The sequence below is a fragment of the Rhodococcus sp. SJ-3 genome (genome assembly GCF_051918125.1).
GTDB lineage: Bacteria > Actinomycetota > Actinomycetes > Mycobacteriales > Mycobacteriaceae > Rhodococcus.
This window is the reverse complement of record NZ_CM123306.1, coordinates 3670474-3684089: the sequence shown is the minus strand read 5'-3', so window position 1 is coordinate 3684089 and position 13616 is coordinate 3670474. Positions and strand designations below refer to the sequence as shown.

15 protein-coding genes are annotated in these 13616 nt (G+C 67.7%); 9 read left to right on the top strand and 6 right to left on the bottom strand.

What is annotated here, in order from left to right; genetic code table 11:
* Nucleotides 1-3: 3 nt before the first annotated feature.
* On the bottom strand, nucleotides 4-261 hold the full coding sequence (locus tag ACTDXD_RS17145) for a type B 50S ribosomal protein L31 (RefSeq protein WP_440123509.1): 258 nt from the start codon (nucleotides 259-261) through the stop codon (nucleotides 4-6).
* Nucleotides 258-1526, bottom strand: coding sequence for a ribosome hibernation factor-recruiting GTPase MRF (mrf, locus tag ACTDXD_RS17140; protein ID WP_440123508.1), 1269 nt, complete (start codon nucleotides 1524-1526; stop codon nucleotides 258-260). Before mrf ends, ACTDXD_RS17145 begins: the two co-directional genes overlap by 4 nt.
* Before the next feature lie 118 nt (nucleotides 1527-1644).
* On the opposite strand from mrf, the gene rpmB reads away from it, so the two are divergent.
* The 6 genes from rpmB (at nucleotide 1645) to ACTDXD_RS17110 (ending at nucleotide 4686) form a co-directional block, all read left to right on the top strand.
* Nucleotides 1645-1881: a 50S ribosomal protein L28 gene (rpmB, locus tag ACTDXD_RS17135; RefSeq protein ID WP_440123507.1), complete on the top strand. Its 237-nt coding sequence runs from the start codon at nucleotides 1645-1647 to the stop codon at nucleotides 1879-1881.
* Entirely contained in the window at nucleotides 1881-2045 is a 165-nt protein-coding gene (gene rpmG / locus ACTDXD_RS17130; RefSeq protein WP_440123506.1) for a 50S ribosomal protein L33, read from the top strand. Before rpmB ends, rpmG begins: the two co-directional genes overlap by 1 nt.
* 2 nt (nucleotides 2046-2047) lie before the next feature.
* Complete coding sequence (gene rpsN, locus ACTDXD_RS17125) at nucleotides 2048-2353, top strand: 30S ribosomal protein S14 (RefSeq protein ID WP_440123505.1); 306 nt, start codon at nucleotides 2048-2050, stop codon at nucleotides 2351-2353.
* An 11-nt stretch (nucleotides 2354-2364) separates the two neighbouring features.
* A complete protein-coding gene (gene rpsR, locus ACTDXD_RS17120) occupies nucleotides 2365-2622 on the top strand; it encodes a 30S ribosomal protein S18 (protein ID WP_054719669.1) in 258 nt (85 codons plus the stop codon).
* Between the two features lie 177 nt (nucleotides 2623-2799).
* On the top strand, nucleotides 2800-3669 hold the full coding sequence (locus ACTDXD_RS17115) for a DUF559 domain-containing protein (RefSeq protein ID WP_440127675.1): 870 nt from the start codon (nucleotides 2800-2802) through the stop codon (nucleotides 3667-3669).
* A 90-nt stretch (nucleotides 3670-3759) separates the two neighbouring features.
* Nucleotides 3760-4686, top strand: a complete 927-nt coding sequence (locus ACTDXD_RS17110; RefSeq protein WP_440123504.1) for an AEC family transporter — start codon at nucleotides 3760-3762, stop codon at nucleotides 4684-4686.
* Here ACTDXD_RS17110 and ACTDXD_RS17105 read toward each other — a convergent pair.
* On the bottom strand, nucleotides 4675-6465 hold the full coding sequence (locus ACTDXD_RS17105; RefSeq protein ID WP_440123503.1) for an ABC transporter ATP-binding protein: 1791 nt from the start codon (nucleotides 6463-6465) through the stop codon (nucleotides 4675-4677). The two genes, ACTDXD_RS17110 and ACTDXD_RS17105, sit on opposite strands and share 12 nt — an antisense overlap.
* Nucleotides 6462-8177: an ABC transporter ATP-binding protein gene (locus tag ACTDXD_RS17100; protein ID WP_440123502.1), complete on the bottom strand. Its 1716-nt coding sequence runs from the start codon at nucleotides 8175-8177 to the stop codon at nucleotides 6462-6464. The genes ACTDXD_RS17105 and ACTDXD_RS17100 overlap by 4 nt, the downstream gene beginning before the upstream one ends.
* A 61-nt stretch (nucleotides 8178-8238) precedes the next feature.
* Between ACTDXD_RS17100 and ACTDXD_RS17095 the strand changes: the two genes are divergently transcribed.
* Genes ACTDXD_RS17095 through ACTDXD_RS17085 form a run of 3 tightly spaced genes read left to right on the top strand, consistent with a single transcriptional unit; the run spans nucleotide 8239 to nucleotide 10235 of the window.
* Nucleotides 8239-8631: a hypothetical protein gene (locus tag ACTDXD_RS17095; protein ID WP_440123501.1), complete on the top strand. Its 393-nt coding sequence runs from the start codon at nucleotides 8239-8241 to the stop codon at nucleotides 8629-8631.
* Between the two features lie 3 nt (nucleotides 8632-8634).
* Nucleotides 8635-9807: an MFS transporter gene (locus ACTDXD_RS17090; protein WP_440123500.1), complete on the top strand. Its 1173-nt coding sequence runs from the start codon at nucleotides 8635-8637 to the stop codon at nucleotides 9805-9807.
* Between the two features lie 47 nt (nucleotides 9808-9854).
* Entirely contained in the window at nucleotides 9855-10235 is a 381-nt protein-coding gene (locus ACTDXD_RS17085) for a hypothetical protein (protein ID WP_440123499.1), read from the top strand.
* 10 nt (nucleotides 10236-10245) lie between these two features.
* Here the strand turns inward: ACTDXD_RS17085 and ACTDXD_RS17080 are convergent, their stop codons facing one another.
* Both ACTDXD_RS17080 and ACTDXD_RS17075 read right to left on the bottom strand, forming a co-directional pair.
* Nucleotides 10246-12180 (bottom strand): vWA domain-containing protein, encoded by a 1935-nt coding sequence (locus ACTDXD_RS17080; protein ID WP_440123498.1) that lies wholly within the window; start codon nucleotides 12178-12180, stop codon nucleotides 10246-10248.
* Nucleotides 12180-13565 (bottom strand): sigma 54-interacting transcriptional regulator, encoded by a 1386-nt coding sequence (locus ACTDXD_RS17075; protein WP_440123497.1) that lies wholly within the window; start codon nucleotides 13563-13565, stop codon nucleotides 12180-12182. Before ACTDXD_RS17075 ends, ACTDXD_RS17080 begins: the two co-directional genes overlap by 1 nt.
* Between the last annotated feature and the right edge of the window lie 51 nt (nucleotides 13566-13616).

Sequence of the window (13616 nt, the reverse complement as noted above, 5' to 3'; positions counted from 1 at the left end):
GGATCAACCGCGGGGACGCCGGGTGCCGTACTTGCGTTCGAACTTCTCGACGCGTCCAGCGGCATCGAGGACGCGAGCCGTACCCGTCCAGAAGGGGTGCGATTCGCTGGTGACATCGACGACGACGAGCGGATAGACGTTGCCGTCCGGCCACTCGACCGTGCGGTCGGAGGTGATCGTCGAGCGCGTCAGGAACGTCGACCCCGTGTTCGCGTCCTGGAACACGACCGGGTGGTAGTCGGGGTGGAGACCGGATTTCATGCGTGACCTCTCTGTTCGGAGCCTGATTCCGTGCGTTCGGCTGCCTGCTCGACGCGAGTCCCGTCGGTCGGCAGATCTGTGCACGGGTCCTGGTGGTAGTGGCCGAACGGGTCGTCCCACGTCGGCCACAGCTCGGGGTGGACGAATTCGTCGTCGGTGAGGAGGGCGTCCCGCAATGCACCGAGCACGGTGTCGGGATCGGCATCGTGGACGAGCACGACGAGAGAGCTGTCGCGGTCTCCGTACGTGTCGCTCCAGCGCAGGGCGGCCATCGCGCGGCGGGCATCGGGGACGCGCTGCTGCTGTTCGGGTGTCATCGACGCCAGCCACGGACCCCCGTGTGCCACTCGCAGGCCACAGCCCGCCGACTCGATGATCAGCGCGGTGTCGGGCTGGGTCGCGACCCAGGCGCGACCACGAGTGCGCACGACTCCGTCGAGCAGCACGTCGATCGCCTCGTGGAGTCGCTGGGGATGGAAGGGTCGCTGCGCGCCGAATTCGAGCAGCCGGATTCCGCAGTCCTCGTCGAGCGGCGGTTGGCCACGCAGCAGCGGTGAGTGCGCATCGGAGATCTCTCCGCGCCGCGCGCCGGCCGGGATGCGTCGCAGCAGTGCCTCGACGTCGGGGCTGTTGCTCCACACGATCGGTGCGTCGGGCGCGAGCCTGGCCAGTACGGCGTGGAGCCGGGCCTGTGCCCAGCCGTCGGCTCCGGGCCGGACGACGAGTGCGTCTGCGAACTCGACCTGGCCCACCACCACCTGGGCGACGGTGCGTTCGTCGTCAGGTGTGGTCGCAATGTCCTCGTCGCCGGTGGCATCGGTCATCCATGAGGCGGCGTCCACACACGTGACGACTCCTTCGATGCGTACGTCACGAGAGGCGGGGCCGTCGATCTGCCCGACGACGTCGGCGATGATGACGTGCTCGATCGCCCAGCACAGCGCCTCGGGTTCGAGTTGCGGATCGAGGTGGAGCACGATCCGATCGACGTCGGAACGCCTGTGCAGCCGGCGCAGCAGCGGCAGGAGATCTTCCCGCAGGGTGCAGGACACGCAGGCGTGCGCGAGTTCGAGAGCTTCGTGTCGCCGATCGCCCGGTGTGGTGACGGTGCGGTGCACGATGCCGTCCCCGACATGCGCGAGGTCGTGGTGGACGACGATCGTGCCCGCCCGCAGGAATCCGTGGGCGACCTGCCCAGCACCGGCGTCGCGGGTGCCGGTTCCGCCCCGTCCCGCGACGAGTATCAGCGGTGTCCTGGTATCCACCTCTCTCCTTTCGACAATGATTGTCATTAGCCATTCGGCAGCGTACAGTCGGCCCAGCCATTTGTCGAAAATGATTGTCGTTACGCTCTGCGGAGCGGCCGACAGGAAGGACAACATCGTGTCGGCGCACTGCCAGGTGACCGGACGCTCTCCCGGGTTCGGGAAATCCGTCTCGCACTCCCACGTCCGCACCAACAGGCGCTGGAACCCCAACATCCAGCGCAAGACGTACTTCGTCCCGTCCGAGGGGCGACGCATCACGCTCACCCTCTCCGCGAAGGGCATCAAGACCATCGACCGCGACGGCATCGACGCTGTGATCGCCCGGCTGCGGGCGAGAGGAGAGAAGTTCTGATGGCACGAAACGAGATCCGGCCGATCGTGAAACTCCGGTCGATGGCCGGGACCGGATACACCTATGTCACCCGCAAGAACCGTCGCAACGATCCCGACCGCCTGGTCCTGCGCAAATACGATCCGACGCTTCGCAGGCACGTCGACTTCCGAGAGGAGAAGTAGCCGTGGCCAAGAAGTCCAAGATCGCCCGCAACGAACAGCGCAAGCAGGTCGTCGCGCGCTATGCCGAGCGTCGCGCCGCACTGAAGGACACGATCCGCAGACCGACGAGCACCGCCGAGGAGCGCGCCTCAGCACAGGCCGCCCTCCAGCGCCTGCCCCGCAACGCCAGTCCGGTACGATTGCGCAATCGAGACGCTGCCGACGGTCGCCCACGCGGCCACCTGCGTAAGTTCGGGCTCTCGCGAGTACGTGTACGCGAGATGGCCCACCGCGGGGAGTTGCCCGGCGTCCACAAGTCGAGCTGGTGAGGAGCGAGAACATGGCAGTCAAACGAGGGCCGTCGAAGAAGTCGCGGGCCGTCGAGGGCCGCAAGCCGAAGAAGAATCCCCTCTTCGCGGCGAAGATCGACCACGTCGACTACAAGGATGTGAACCTGCTCCGCACCTTCATCTCCGATCGCGGCAAGATCCGCAGCCGCCGCGTCACGGGCCTGACCCCGCAGCAGCAGCGTGAGGTCGCCATCGCCGTCAAGAACGCGCGCGAGATGGCTCTGCTGCCCTACGTCAGCAGCAAGTAGCAGCCGCACCGAGGGCGCCCTTTCCGATTCGTCGGGAAGGGCGCCTTCGTCGTTGGTTGCGCAGTTGTTGTCGTGAATATCGAGTACCGACGACAACAACTGCACACTCGATCGAGTTATCCACAGGACGCAAATCGGTACTTCCGCCAGGTCAACGCATCGGGCAAGGTCGCGGACATGGGGGATTTCTTCTTCGACGAGCCGTTCGTCGGCACCGAAGCGGTCGCTGCGGGACGGTTGACAAAGGGGCAGCTCCGGCGCTTCCGCCGGGTACACCGGGGTGTCTACATCGATCCGACAGTGTCGGTGACACCGATCCTGCGCGCGCAGGCAGCGTGGCTGTGGGCGGGCGGCAAGGGTGTACTTGCCGGACGATCGGCTGCGGCCCTGCACGGGTGCAGGTGGATCGACACTCTCGCACCTGCCGAACTCATCCGAGGCGGTAGTCGCCGCGGATCGGCAGGCCTGGTGGTCCACGGCGACACGCTCCTCGACGACGAGGTGTGCCACGTCGACTCCATGGCCGTCACCACACCGGCACGGACCGGCTTCGACATCGGCCGATGGCTCGACCCAGACGACGCGATCGCCCAACTCGACGCATTGTGCCGCGCCACGCACCTGATTCCCCGCGACATCCTCGAGCTCGCCGGTCGTCACCCCCACGAACGTGGGCTCGTACAGCTGGGCACCGTTCTCGCGAAGGTAGACCCCGGGGCCGAGTCGATTCCCGAGTCCCGGGTGCGGCTGTTGCTCATCCGCGGCGGGCTTCCCGTCCCCGAGACCCAGCTGCCGATCGTTGACGGAGCCCGGGTCATCGCGCGAGCCGACATGGGGTGGCGGCAGTGGCGGACCGCCGTCGAGTACGACGGCACCCACCATTGGACGGACGAGCGGCAACGCACGCGCGACATCGAGCGGTACGAAGAATGTGCGTCACTCGGCTGGTCGATGATCCGGGTGAATTCCGAGCAGCTGCGCCGACGTCCGAAATCCATCGTGAACAGGGTCCGGCTCCGGCTTCGCGCAGCCGGTGCCCCGGTTTGAGTGAGCAGTACTTGTCGTGAATATCGAGTACCGACGACAACAACTGCACACTCGACGGAGGTTCGGAACAGGTCGTTAGACTGGGCAACCGTGTCTGGTGTGATCTCGGGGTTCACTGTGATCTTCGTGATCATCGCAATCGGCTTCGTGCTGGGCCGGCGCGGCACCCTCGGCGCCGAGGCGCAGACCGTGCTCAGCCGCATCGTGTTCGTCGTTGCGACGCCCGCATTGTTGTTCGACGCCCTCGCAACCTCCGACCTGTCGACGATCTTCTCCGAACATCTCTACGTCGGCGCGGCCACCGCATTCGCCGTTGCCATCGGCTATCTCCTGATCGCGCGACTGTGGCTGAAGCGTGCGGTACCGGAGTTGACGGTCGGTGCGCTCTCCGCCGGATACGTCAACTCCGCCAACCTCGGGATCCCCATCGCGGTGTTCGTTCTCGGTGATGCGTCGTTCGTCGCGCCGCTGATGCTCTTCCAGATCATCGTGCTCTCCCCCATCGCTCTCACCGCACTCGATCTGTCCACCGCGCGACCGGGAGCATCGCGACTCGAAACGCTCATCACACCGTTCAAGAACCCCATCGTCGTCGCCGGTGCCGCGGGACTCGTCGTCGCGGGAACGGGCTGGCATGTGCCCGACGCGCTGCTGCAGCCGATCCAGCTGCTCGGCGGGGCGTCGGTACCCGGGGCACTCCTCGCGTTCGGGTTGTCGCTGCAGGGTGTGCGCGTACTCCAGAAGGGCACCAGTCCCCGTCGCGACGTTGCGCTCGCATCAGTACTCAAGATCGTCGTCCAACCACTGCTCGCGTGGGCGATGGGTCGCTACCTGCTCGACCTCGACGGCACCGAACTGTTCGCGGTGGTCGTCGTCGCGATGCTGCCGACTGCCCAGAGCGTGTTCGTCTACGCGAGCGCGTATGGTCGCGGCATGGTCCTGGCCCGCGACGCCGCGCTCGTCACGACGCTCGCAGCGATCCCCGGACTCGGCGTGGTCGCGGCACTACTCGCCTGATCGGCCCACCGACCACGCGGCCCACAACCGCGCATACCGGCCACCCCGAGCGACCAAGTCGTCGTGTGAGCCCTGTTCGACGATCCGCCCGTCGTCCATCAGGACGATGCGGTCGGCCCGCGCTGCCTGACTGAGCCGATGCGCGACGATCAGCGCGCTCCGCCCTCGCAGCGCCTCCTCGGCCGACGCCTCGAGTTCGTCGGCACCGGCCGACCCCGCATCCGCGGTCGCCTCGTCGAGAATCACCAACGCCGGATCCAGCAGGATCAGACGTGCCAGCGCAAGCTGCTGTTCCTGCATCGGAGTGAGTACGTGGCCACCCGAGCCCACCTCGGTGTCGAGCCCCGAGGGCAGCCGCGACACCCAGCCGTGTGCACCGACCCTCTCGAGCACCTCGACGAGCGTGCCGTCCTCTGCGTGGGGCGCCGCCATCCGGAGATCGTCGCGCACCGACCCGGAGAACACGTGCACTTCCTGGGTGACGAGAGCGATCTCGCGCGTGCGACGCTCGTCGCCCAGTTCGCCGATGGGGACCCCGCCGAAAGTGACGGTTCCGGCGCTCGCCGGGTGCACACCCGCGAGCACCGCGGCGAACGTCGTCTTTCCTGCCCCGGAGGCACCGACGAGCGCGACGTGTTCGCCGTCGCCGATCGTCAGGTCCACTCCGTGGACGATCTCCGGCCCGGTGTCGTATCCGAAATGCACGTCGCGCGCAACGAGTTCACGCCCCGCCGGCTGCGTTGCAACCCGAGGCTCACGGTCGGCGCCCTCGAATTCCTCGCATTCCTCGATCAGACCCGCGATCCGCGACAAGGACGCAAGACCGCTCTGCAGCGAGTCCATCACCATCAGCAACTGACCCAGCGGACCGAACAGGCGCAAGAAGAACAGCATCGCGGTAGTCGTGACGCCGACAGTGATCGCGTCGTTGTCCACAAGCAGGAAGCCGACGAACAGGATCGAGGCCATTCCCAGGAACTCGGCGAGATTGACTCGCCCGAACAGACGGTTGACGACGATGCGGGCCCGCAACTCCCAGCGCGCAACCCACCACGAATGCTCGTCGATCGGGCCTGCCAGGCTCGGGCCGAGATCGAACGCGTGCACCGTCGGAAGGCCGCGGATCCCGCCGAGCACGTGGTGAGCGCGCTCCCCCATTGCCACCCGCGACTGCTGGTAGATCGGCGGCGCATCCCGCGTGTACATACGCGCACCCAGATAGTGGACCGGCAACACCACGATCAGCACGATCAGGAACCGCCAGTCCAGTACCGCGAGACCGAACATCGTGAGGACGACGGTGAACAGTGCACCGGAGATCGCCGGCGCGGCCTCGCGGATCGCGGAACTGACCTGGGCCACATCGTCGGTCGCCCGCGACACGAGGTCGCCGCTGCCCGCCGATTCGATCCTGGCCAGCGGCAGCCGCATCGCGGCCTCCAGCATACGTTCGCGCAAGCGCGCCAGGCCTGTCTCGAACAGCTGCGAGGTGAGCATGAGCCCGAGACCGCTCAATGCTGCGAACACGATGACTCCGGCGACCATTGTTCCCGCAAGCCACGCGATGTCGGTGAGATCGCCGCCTTCGAGCACGACGTCGACGGATCGCCCCATCGCCCACGGCGTCACCAGACCGGCCGCTGCACCGACCACCAGCACGACGAATACGCCGGAGGCCATACGACCCTTACCTGCGAACACGGACCGCGCAACACGCACGGTGCCGCGCGCATCCGCGGTCCGGAACCGCTCGCCCGCACGAATAGCTGTAGTACTCATCGATCATCTCCGGAAACTGCGAAGGAAAGGTCGCTCAGCTCGAGCACATCGTCGGCCGCCGCCGTGAACGCGGGCGACCGCGTGAACACCACAGTGGTCCGTCCGCGCCGGAGTTCGGGTACGCGCTCGGCGATCGCGGCCTCGGTGACGGAATCGACGGCCGTCGTGGGGTCGACCAGCACCAGCACTTCTGCGGGCGCCGCGAGAGCGCGTGCAAGCGAGACACGTTGACGCTGTCCACCGGAGAGCAACCTGCCCGCTTCGCCGACCGGTGTGTCGAGGCCAGCGGGAAGCACCCGCGCGACGTCGTCGCACGCCGCGGCGAACACCGCGCGAGTGACGCGGGCATCGGCGTCGGGTGCGTCGTCCGGGACACCCGCAGCGATGTTGTCCACGACAGTGCCCTCGAACAGGTGCGACGCGTGGGGCACCACCCGCACGCTGCGTCGCGCCGCGTCGTTCCCCAGATCGAACAGGTCGACGCCGCCCACCAGGACTCGTCCGTGTTCCGGGTGACGCGACCGCGCGAGCACAGCGACCAGATCAGCGGTGGTCTCGGCGTCGGTATGGACGACGGTGAACTTGCCGGCTGCGATCGTCAGATTCAGATCACGTAGTCGCCCGGCCGTGAACGCCTCGAATTCGAGGGTGCCCTCGTCCGGGGCGTCACGATCGCCGGTGTCGACTGCGGGGGGTGCTTGCAGAACACTCAGGACCCGTTCGGCAGAGGCGACCGCTGCCGCCCACACCGCGCCCATGTTGGATCCGAGCGCGGCGAGCGGCCCCATGATCACCTGTGTCACGCCGACGACGGTGATGAGCTGCCCGACAGTGAGCGAGCCGGAGACGGCCATCGCGCCCGCGGCCACCGCGACACCGACGATGAGCAGGCCCGACGCGAATTCCATGGAGGCAATGTAGGCGCCTTCGGCGCGCGCCGAACGGAGCACACCGTCGAGCGCTCGACGACTCGCGCCGACGTATCGCCGCGACGCCTCCGCGTCGGCGCCGATGCCCTTGACCACGCGGATGCCGGTGACGAGGTCGGTGGCGGTACCTGCTGCAGCCCCCGCCACCTTCTGCTCCTCGAAGCTGCGCCGCCGCAGCGGACCGGAACCCTTGTCGAGCAACCACAGGATCACGGGCGCTCCGACGAGGATCGCCAGGCCGAGCGGCCACGACACGCTCAGCAGCACGACGGCGCCGAACACCACAGCGACGACATGCCCGATCGGGTACACCATGACGGCGATACCGCGAGCAAGCTGTTCGACGTCCGAGGTTGCGATATTCAGCATGTCGCCGGGGGTGCGCTGCGGGCCGCCGACGCCGCGCACGTCGAGGATCCGGTCGGTCACACGCGTGCGCATCCGATGCTGGACCGCAAGCATGCCCGCCTGTCCGATGCGCCCACCGAAGCGTGCCGAAACCGTCAGGACCGCGAATACGAGGGCGAGGACGAGCAGCCATCGCCACAGGGCATCGAAATCCCTGGTCGCGACCGCCCGGTCGATGGCATGCCCCATGACGACGGGCACCAGCGTCTCGCACACCTGATGGATCGCAACGAGCAACGCAGCCGGGGTCGTCCACTTCTTCGCCGCCAGCATCGTCCGCACGGTGAAGCGGCGGGGTGTCAGGGTGTCGTCGACGACGACCTCGGGTGTCGGCATCGCCCGGGGTGGCGGGTCGAAAAAGACTGGCAGCTTCATGTTCCTCCGTTGTGGTGCGCGGGTACACACATTGCCACGTGGCACGCCTACGGTGGAACGCATGCGTCTCGTCGTGCTCTTCGCCTGCTGCCTTCTCGCCGCTGCGTGCGGTTCGACGCCCCCTGATGTCGACCCGCTACCGGAGAGCCCCGAACCGGCAGGCGCCACGGTGTTCTCGGCCCGACCGGACATCGTCGAAGCACATCCGCTCACCATCACGTCGTTCTCACGCATCGGCGACGACCGGCTGTCTCTGCATTTCGAGACCGGAACCCCGGAGTGTTTCGGCGTCGACCCCGCCGTGACCGAGACCGATGACGTCGTGACGGTGTCGCTCGAGGGCGGCACCCTGCCGGAGGCGCAGGACAGCATGTGCATCATGGTCGCGGTGTTCGGGACCATCGAGGTGCCGTTGCAGTCGCCCCTCGGGGATCGAGTGGTCACCGCCTCCTGATCGATGCATTCCCCGCCCCGGCACTGGCTGCTCTATCTCTGCATCTCCACCGCGCTGCTGCACGCAGCATTCCAGTCGGTGCGTGTGCTGGTGTCGTACCGGATCCTCGCTCTCGGCGGCGACGCCGCGACGATCGGCATGATCACCGCCCTGTATGCGATCGTGCCGCTGCTCGCGGCAGTACGGATGGGTCGCGCCGTCGACCGCGGCCACGCGACCGTGATCCTGCGCGGTGGGATCGTCGTGTCCACCGTGGGTCTCGGATCGATCGCGCTCAGTTCCGGCCTGCTGGTGCTCGGACTCGGCAATATCGTGCTCGGGCTCGGTCAACTGCTCGTCACCGTCTCGGGTCAGGCGTTCGTGTCGATCCTGTCGTCGCCCGGCGAACTCGATCGCGGGTTCGCCGGCATCACCCTCGGTGTGTCGGTCGGGCAGGCCGTAGGAGTTCCGGTCGCGGGTGCGATCGCCGCGACCCACAGCACGAGCGACGGCACCGTCGAGACCACCGGCGCGCTCATCGCGATGACAGTGCTGGCGGCGCTCGCCCTGCCGTTCGTCATCGGCCTGCGGGAGCCGCTCGGCTCCGGGCGCACTGGAGACGACGGCCCACCGCAGTCGGTTCGCTCGATGCTCGCCACTCCCGGGATGAAGCCGGCGATGTTGTCGAGCCTGATCGTGCTGGCCTCCGTCGACCTCGTCGTCGTGTACCTGCCGCTGCTCGGAGAGCAGTTCGGTTTCGGGGTCCTGCTCGTATCGGTGCTGCTCACCGCGCGGACGGTCGCATCGATCGTGTCCCGGGCGCTGCTGCCGTGGGCGTTGCGCCGGATCCCGCGACGCCGACTGCTGTTGTCGGCGACCGCTGGCACGATCGTGCCGGTCGCGCTGATTCCCGTGGTGCCGAACCCGTGGGTGATCGGTCTGCTGCTCGCGGTATGCGGGGTTTTCTGGGGCGTGGGTCAGCCACTGACGATGACGTGGGTGGTCGAGCTGGTGGAACCGTCGGATCGGGCCTCGGCGCTGGCGGTGCGGTTGACGGGCAACCGGCTCGGGCAGGTCGCGGTGCCGCTCGCGGCGGGCGCGGTCGCCGGTGTTGCGGGGGTGGCGTCGGTGTTCTGGGTGACGGCCGCGCTGTTGTCCGCAGCAGCCACCTCCACGTGGCGGGCGCTGCGCCGCTGATTCGTCTCCGCGCGAATACACGAGGGGAATCCGGGTACTACCAGAAGATGAACCTGTCGCCCGCATATCCCCGCATCGTCGGGCTACTGACCGCCGCGTACGGCGCCTACACCGCGTTGCGCCCCGCGTCGCTGGTGCATGCCGCCGAACTCGAGGCACGAGGAAGCGGAGAAACCCGCACCGGTCGCGCCCTCGGCATTGCCCTCGGTGCCCGCGACGTGCTGTCCGGACTCTCGATGATGCTGGCCACACCGGGAGCACCGCTCCGGTCGGCCGTTGCGGCGAGGGTCGCGTTCGACCTCGGCGACGTCGTCGCGTTCGGTATTGCCAGTCCGCCCTCCGCGAAAGCCAAGGTCATGGGTGTCGCGGCCGGATGGGCCGCGGTGTGCGCCGCCGCGTTGCCGTCAGCGAGCCGCGTCACGCGCTGACGGCCCGCACCTACCTGCGACGCATCCGTACGTAATTGCCCACCACCGCCGCACCGAGACCGTCGAGGTCCGGAGCGACCACCCGGCCGGCCACACGACGGGCCATCCTGTCGACGATCCGGGCGAGCCCGGGATCGTCGCCGAGCCGGAAGATCGTCACCTGCGCATCGATCTTTGCGAGATGGTCGAGCTCGCGCACGGTCAGCCCGAGGGTCCGCGCGCTGGGCGGGTAGTCGAACGCCGCATACCCATCCGGTTCCAGGTGCGCGGTCGGTTCGCCGTCGGTGACGACGAGCACCACCGGCTGCGCGTTCGGATGACGTCGCAGATGCCGTCCGGCGAGCAACAGCGCGTGATGCAGATTGGTGCCCTGCTCGTAGACGCCGTCCAATCCTGCAAGTTCGGGGGCCGTGACCACCCGCGCGTGCCGACCGAACGCGATGAGCTGCAGTGCATCGCCGCGAAAACGGGTCGACACCAGATGATTCAGCGCGAGGGCGGTGCGCTTCATCGGCACCCACCGTCCGTCCATGACCATCGAGAACGAGGTGTCGACGAGAAGCGCAACCGCAGCCTGTGCGCGCTGTTCCGTCTCGACGACTTCGACGTCCGAGACCGTCATCCGAACGGGCACCCCGGGGTCGCGCAACGTCGCATTGGTCAACGTGCGCACGACATCCCACGGTTCGGTGTCGCCGAATTCCCACGACCGCGCTGCTCCGGTCGGTTCCCCCATCGCCCCGGCACGCCGCGTCTCTCGTTGTCCACCCCGCGACGAGAGACGGTTCATCACATCGCGCAGCGCGTGCTGCCCGAGTTGGCGCATGGCCTTGGGCGACAGACGCCACTGCCCATCCGCGCCGCGATCGAAGTACCCCTGCTTCTGCAGTTCCTTCTCGAGTTCGGCGAGCGTCCGCGCATCGGCGGCAGCTTCCGGGCCGAGATGACGTTCGAGGGCATCGAGGTCGATGTCGTCCAGCGAGGCACCCGCATACTGCTGCGACAACTGCTCGGCGAGCTGGTCGAGTTCCGAGATCTCCTGCAGCGCGCCGGTGCCTTCCCCGAGACCCATGCCCTCGTCGCCGCGGAATCGCTGCGAACCCGTCCAGTCCTCGCCGGGCCGGGCCGCACGCAGATTACCGTCGAGACGGTCGAGTTGCTGCATGAGATCCGGGGAGCCGAACGCCTGTTGAGCCAGCGCATCGAGTTCGTCGCGCTGTTCCTGAGTCAACGAATTGCGCAGTCGCTGCGCAGCGGCGGCACGCTGCGCGAGCGAATCGAGCAGTTCCTCGACATTCTGCGGATTCTCCGGGAAGAAATCGCCGTGCTCGGCCATGAACTGCTCGAAGTCCTCCGGGGTGTCCTCGCCACGGGAGTGCTTGTCGAGCAGATCGTTGAGATCCGAGAGCATCTCGGCGATGCGCTGCCGGTCTTCGTCGGTCGCGCCTTCGAGCGCCTGTTTCATGCCCGCGAACCTCTGGTCCAGCATCTCCCGGCCCAGCAGATCGCGGATCTTCTCGTAGTCCTCGCGCGCCTGAGCGCTCCGCCAGTCGTAGTCGGCCAGTTCCTGTACGGCCTGCGCGGTGGAGCCCGGGAGTTCCTCCATGCGCATCTCCGAGAAGCGCGCATCGTCATCGAGGGCGCGCGCGAGCGTCTTCCGCTCTTCGAGGACAGCCTTGTCCAGCAGCTCACGCACCTCCCGCAGAGTTCCGTCGAGATTGTTGCGGTCGAGCAGCTCACGCCTACGCCTGTTCGCCTGCGCTGCAAGTTTGTCCAGGCCCCGCATAGTGCCCTGCCCGCGGCGGAGCAATTCACGCAGCGCCTGTCGCGGCGAGCTGCCGGCGAGGACATCGTCGCCGATGAAGGCGAGCGCGTCGCGCAGATCCACGGGCGGGGCGAGTGGATCACCGCCGTGGTACGGACCGTAGCGAGCCGCCCGACTCATCAGGAGTACACCGCCGCGCCGTCGTCGCCGGTGTCCTTCGCGATCCGGCGCGCAAGATAGAGCCCCTCGAGTGCGAGTTCGAGTGCGGACGCCCTGGTTCCGGGGTCGTTCGCGGCGAGCCGGTCGGCGATGTCGTCGAGCACAGGCAGTTCGGGCAGCTCGTCGAGCAGCACCTTCGCCGTGATCCGTTCCCCAGTCACGACGGGCTCGCCCTGTTCGACGGCAGAGACGAGCGGGGCGAGATCGATACCGGCCAGGCGGGCGCGGGCAGTCTCGGCGGTCGCGCGGCGCAGCAGGTGGTCGAGCACCTCGAATTCGCGTCCCTCCTCGCCGGACTCGAATTCGACCTTGCCCCGCAGGACCTCGACGACGGTGCCGAGATCGACCGGGCGCGCGACCGGGTCGTCCTCGCCCAGGACGGCACCGCGACGAACGGCTGCGGCAGCAACGGTCTCCGCTCCCGCGACCGCGAACCGCGCCGACACTCCGGACCTCTGGTCGACCGATGTCGACTCGCGCAGCAGCCGGGTGAAGCGAGCCAGGATCTCGAGCAGGAAACCGGGAACACGGGCCTGCAGTTCGGCTTCCTGCCGGATGACCGCGATCTCGTCGTCGAGTTCCATCGGGTAGTGGGTGCGGATCTCTGCGCCGAAGCGGTCCTTGAGCGGTGTGATGATGCGTCCGCGGTTCGTGTAGTCCTCCGGGTTGGCGCTCGCGACGAGCAGTACGTCGAGCGGCAGCCTGATGGTGTATCCGCGCACTTGGATGTCGCGTTCCTCCATCACGTTCAGCAGCGACACCTGGATGCGCTCGGCAAGATCGGGCAGCTCGTTGACGGCGACGATGCCGCGGTGCGACCGCGGTACCAGACCGAAATGGATGGTCTCGGGATCACCTAGGCTGCGCCCCTCGGCGACCTTGACAGGATCGACATCGCCCACGAGGTCGGCCACGGATGTGTCCGGGGTCGCCAGCTTTTCTGCGTACCGTTCGCTGCGGTGCCGCCACGCGACGGGAAGGTCGTCACCGAGTTCGGCGGCGCGCCGGATGGAGGCGGGCGTGATCGGCTCGTAGGGGTGCTCGCCCAGCTCCGAGCCGGCGATCACGGGTGTCCATTCGTCGAGGAGCAGCGGCAGGGTGCGCAGCAGGCGGGTCTTGCCCTGGCCTCGTTCACCGAGCAGCACCACATCGTGGCCGGCGAGCAGTGCCCGCTCGAGCTGCGGGACCACGGTCTCGTCGAACCCGACGATGCCGGGCCACGGGTCGGTGTCGTCGCGCAGCGCAGTGAGCAGATTCTGTCTGATCTCGTCCTTGACGGAGCGCTGCACGTGTCCGGACGCGCGCAGCTCACCGAGAGTGGACGGGCGGGATGTGGGAGAGGTCACCCCACCCAAGGTACGACCGTCGCGTCGTTTCGGCACCCCCTCGCGAATCGA

Excerpts from the sequence above, each read along its gene's own strand:
- ACTDXD_RS17115 (WP_440127675.1), top strand. The coding sequence starts at position 2,800 with ATGGGGGATTTCTTCTTCGACGAGCCGTTCGTCGGCACCGAAGCGGTC.
- ACTDXD_RS17100 (WP_440123502.1), bottom strand. The coding sequence starts at position 8,177 with ATGAAGCTGCCAGTCTTTTTCGACCCGCCACCCCGGGCGATGCCGACA.
- ACTDXD_RS17095 (WP_440123501.1), top strand. The coding sequence starts at position 8,239 with ATGCGTCTCGTCGTGCTCTTCGCCTGCTGCCTTCTCGCCGCTGCGTGC.
- ACTDXD_RS17145 (WP_440123509.1), bottom strand. The coding sequence starts at position 261 with ATGAAATCCGGTCTCCACCCCGACTACCACCCGGTCGTGTTCCAGGAC.
- rpsR (WP_054719669.1), top strand. The coding sequence starts at position 2,365 with ATGGCAGTCAAACGAGGGCCGTCGAAGAAGTCGCGGGCCGTCGAGGGC.
- ACTDXD_RS17090 (WP_440123500.1), top strand. The coding sequence starts at position 8,635 with ATGCATTCCCCGCCCCGGCACTGGCTGCTCTATCTCTGCATCTCCACC.
- ACTDXD_RS17105 (WP_440123503.1), bottom strand. The coding sequence starts at position 6,465 with ATGAGTACTACAGCTATTCGTGCGGGCGAGCGGTTCCGGACCGCGGAT.
- rpmG (WP_440123506.1), top strand. The coding sequence starts at position 1,881 with ATGGCACGAAACGAGATCCGGCCGATCGTGAAACTCCGGTCGATGGCC.
- ACTDXD_RS17085 (WP_440123499.1), top strand. The coding sequence starts at position 9,855 with ATGAACCTGTCGCCCGCATATCCCCGCATCGTCGGGCTACTGACCGCC.
- ACTDXD_RS17080 (WP_440123498.1), bottom strand. The coding sequence starts at position 12,180 with ATGAGTCGGGCGGCTCGCTACGGTCCGTACCACGGCGGTGATCCACTC.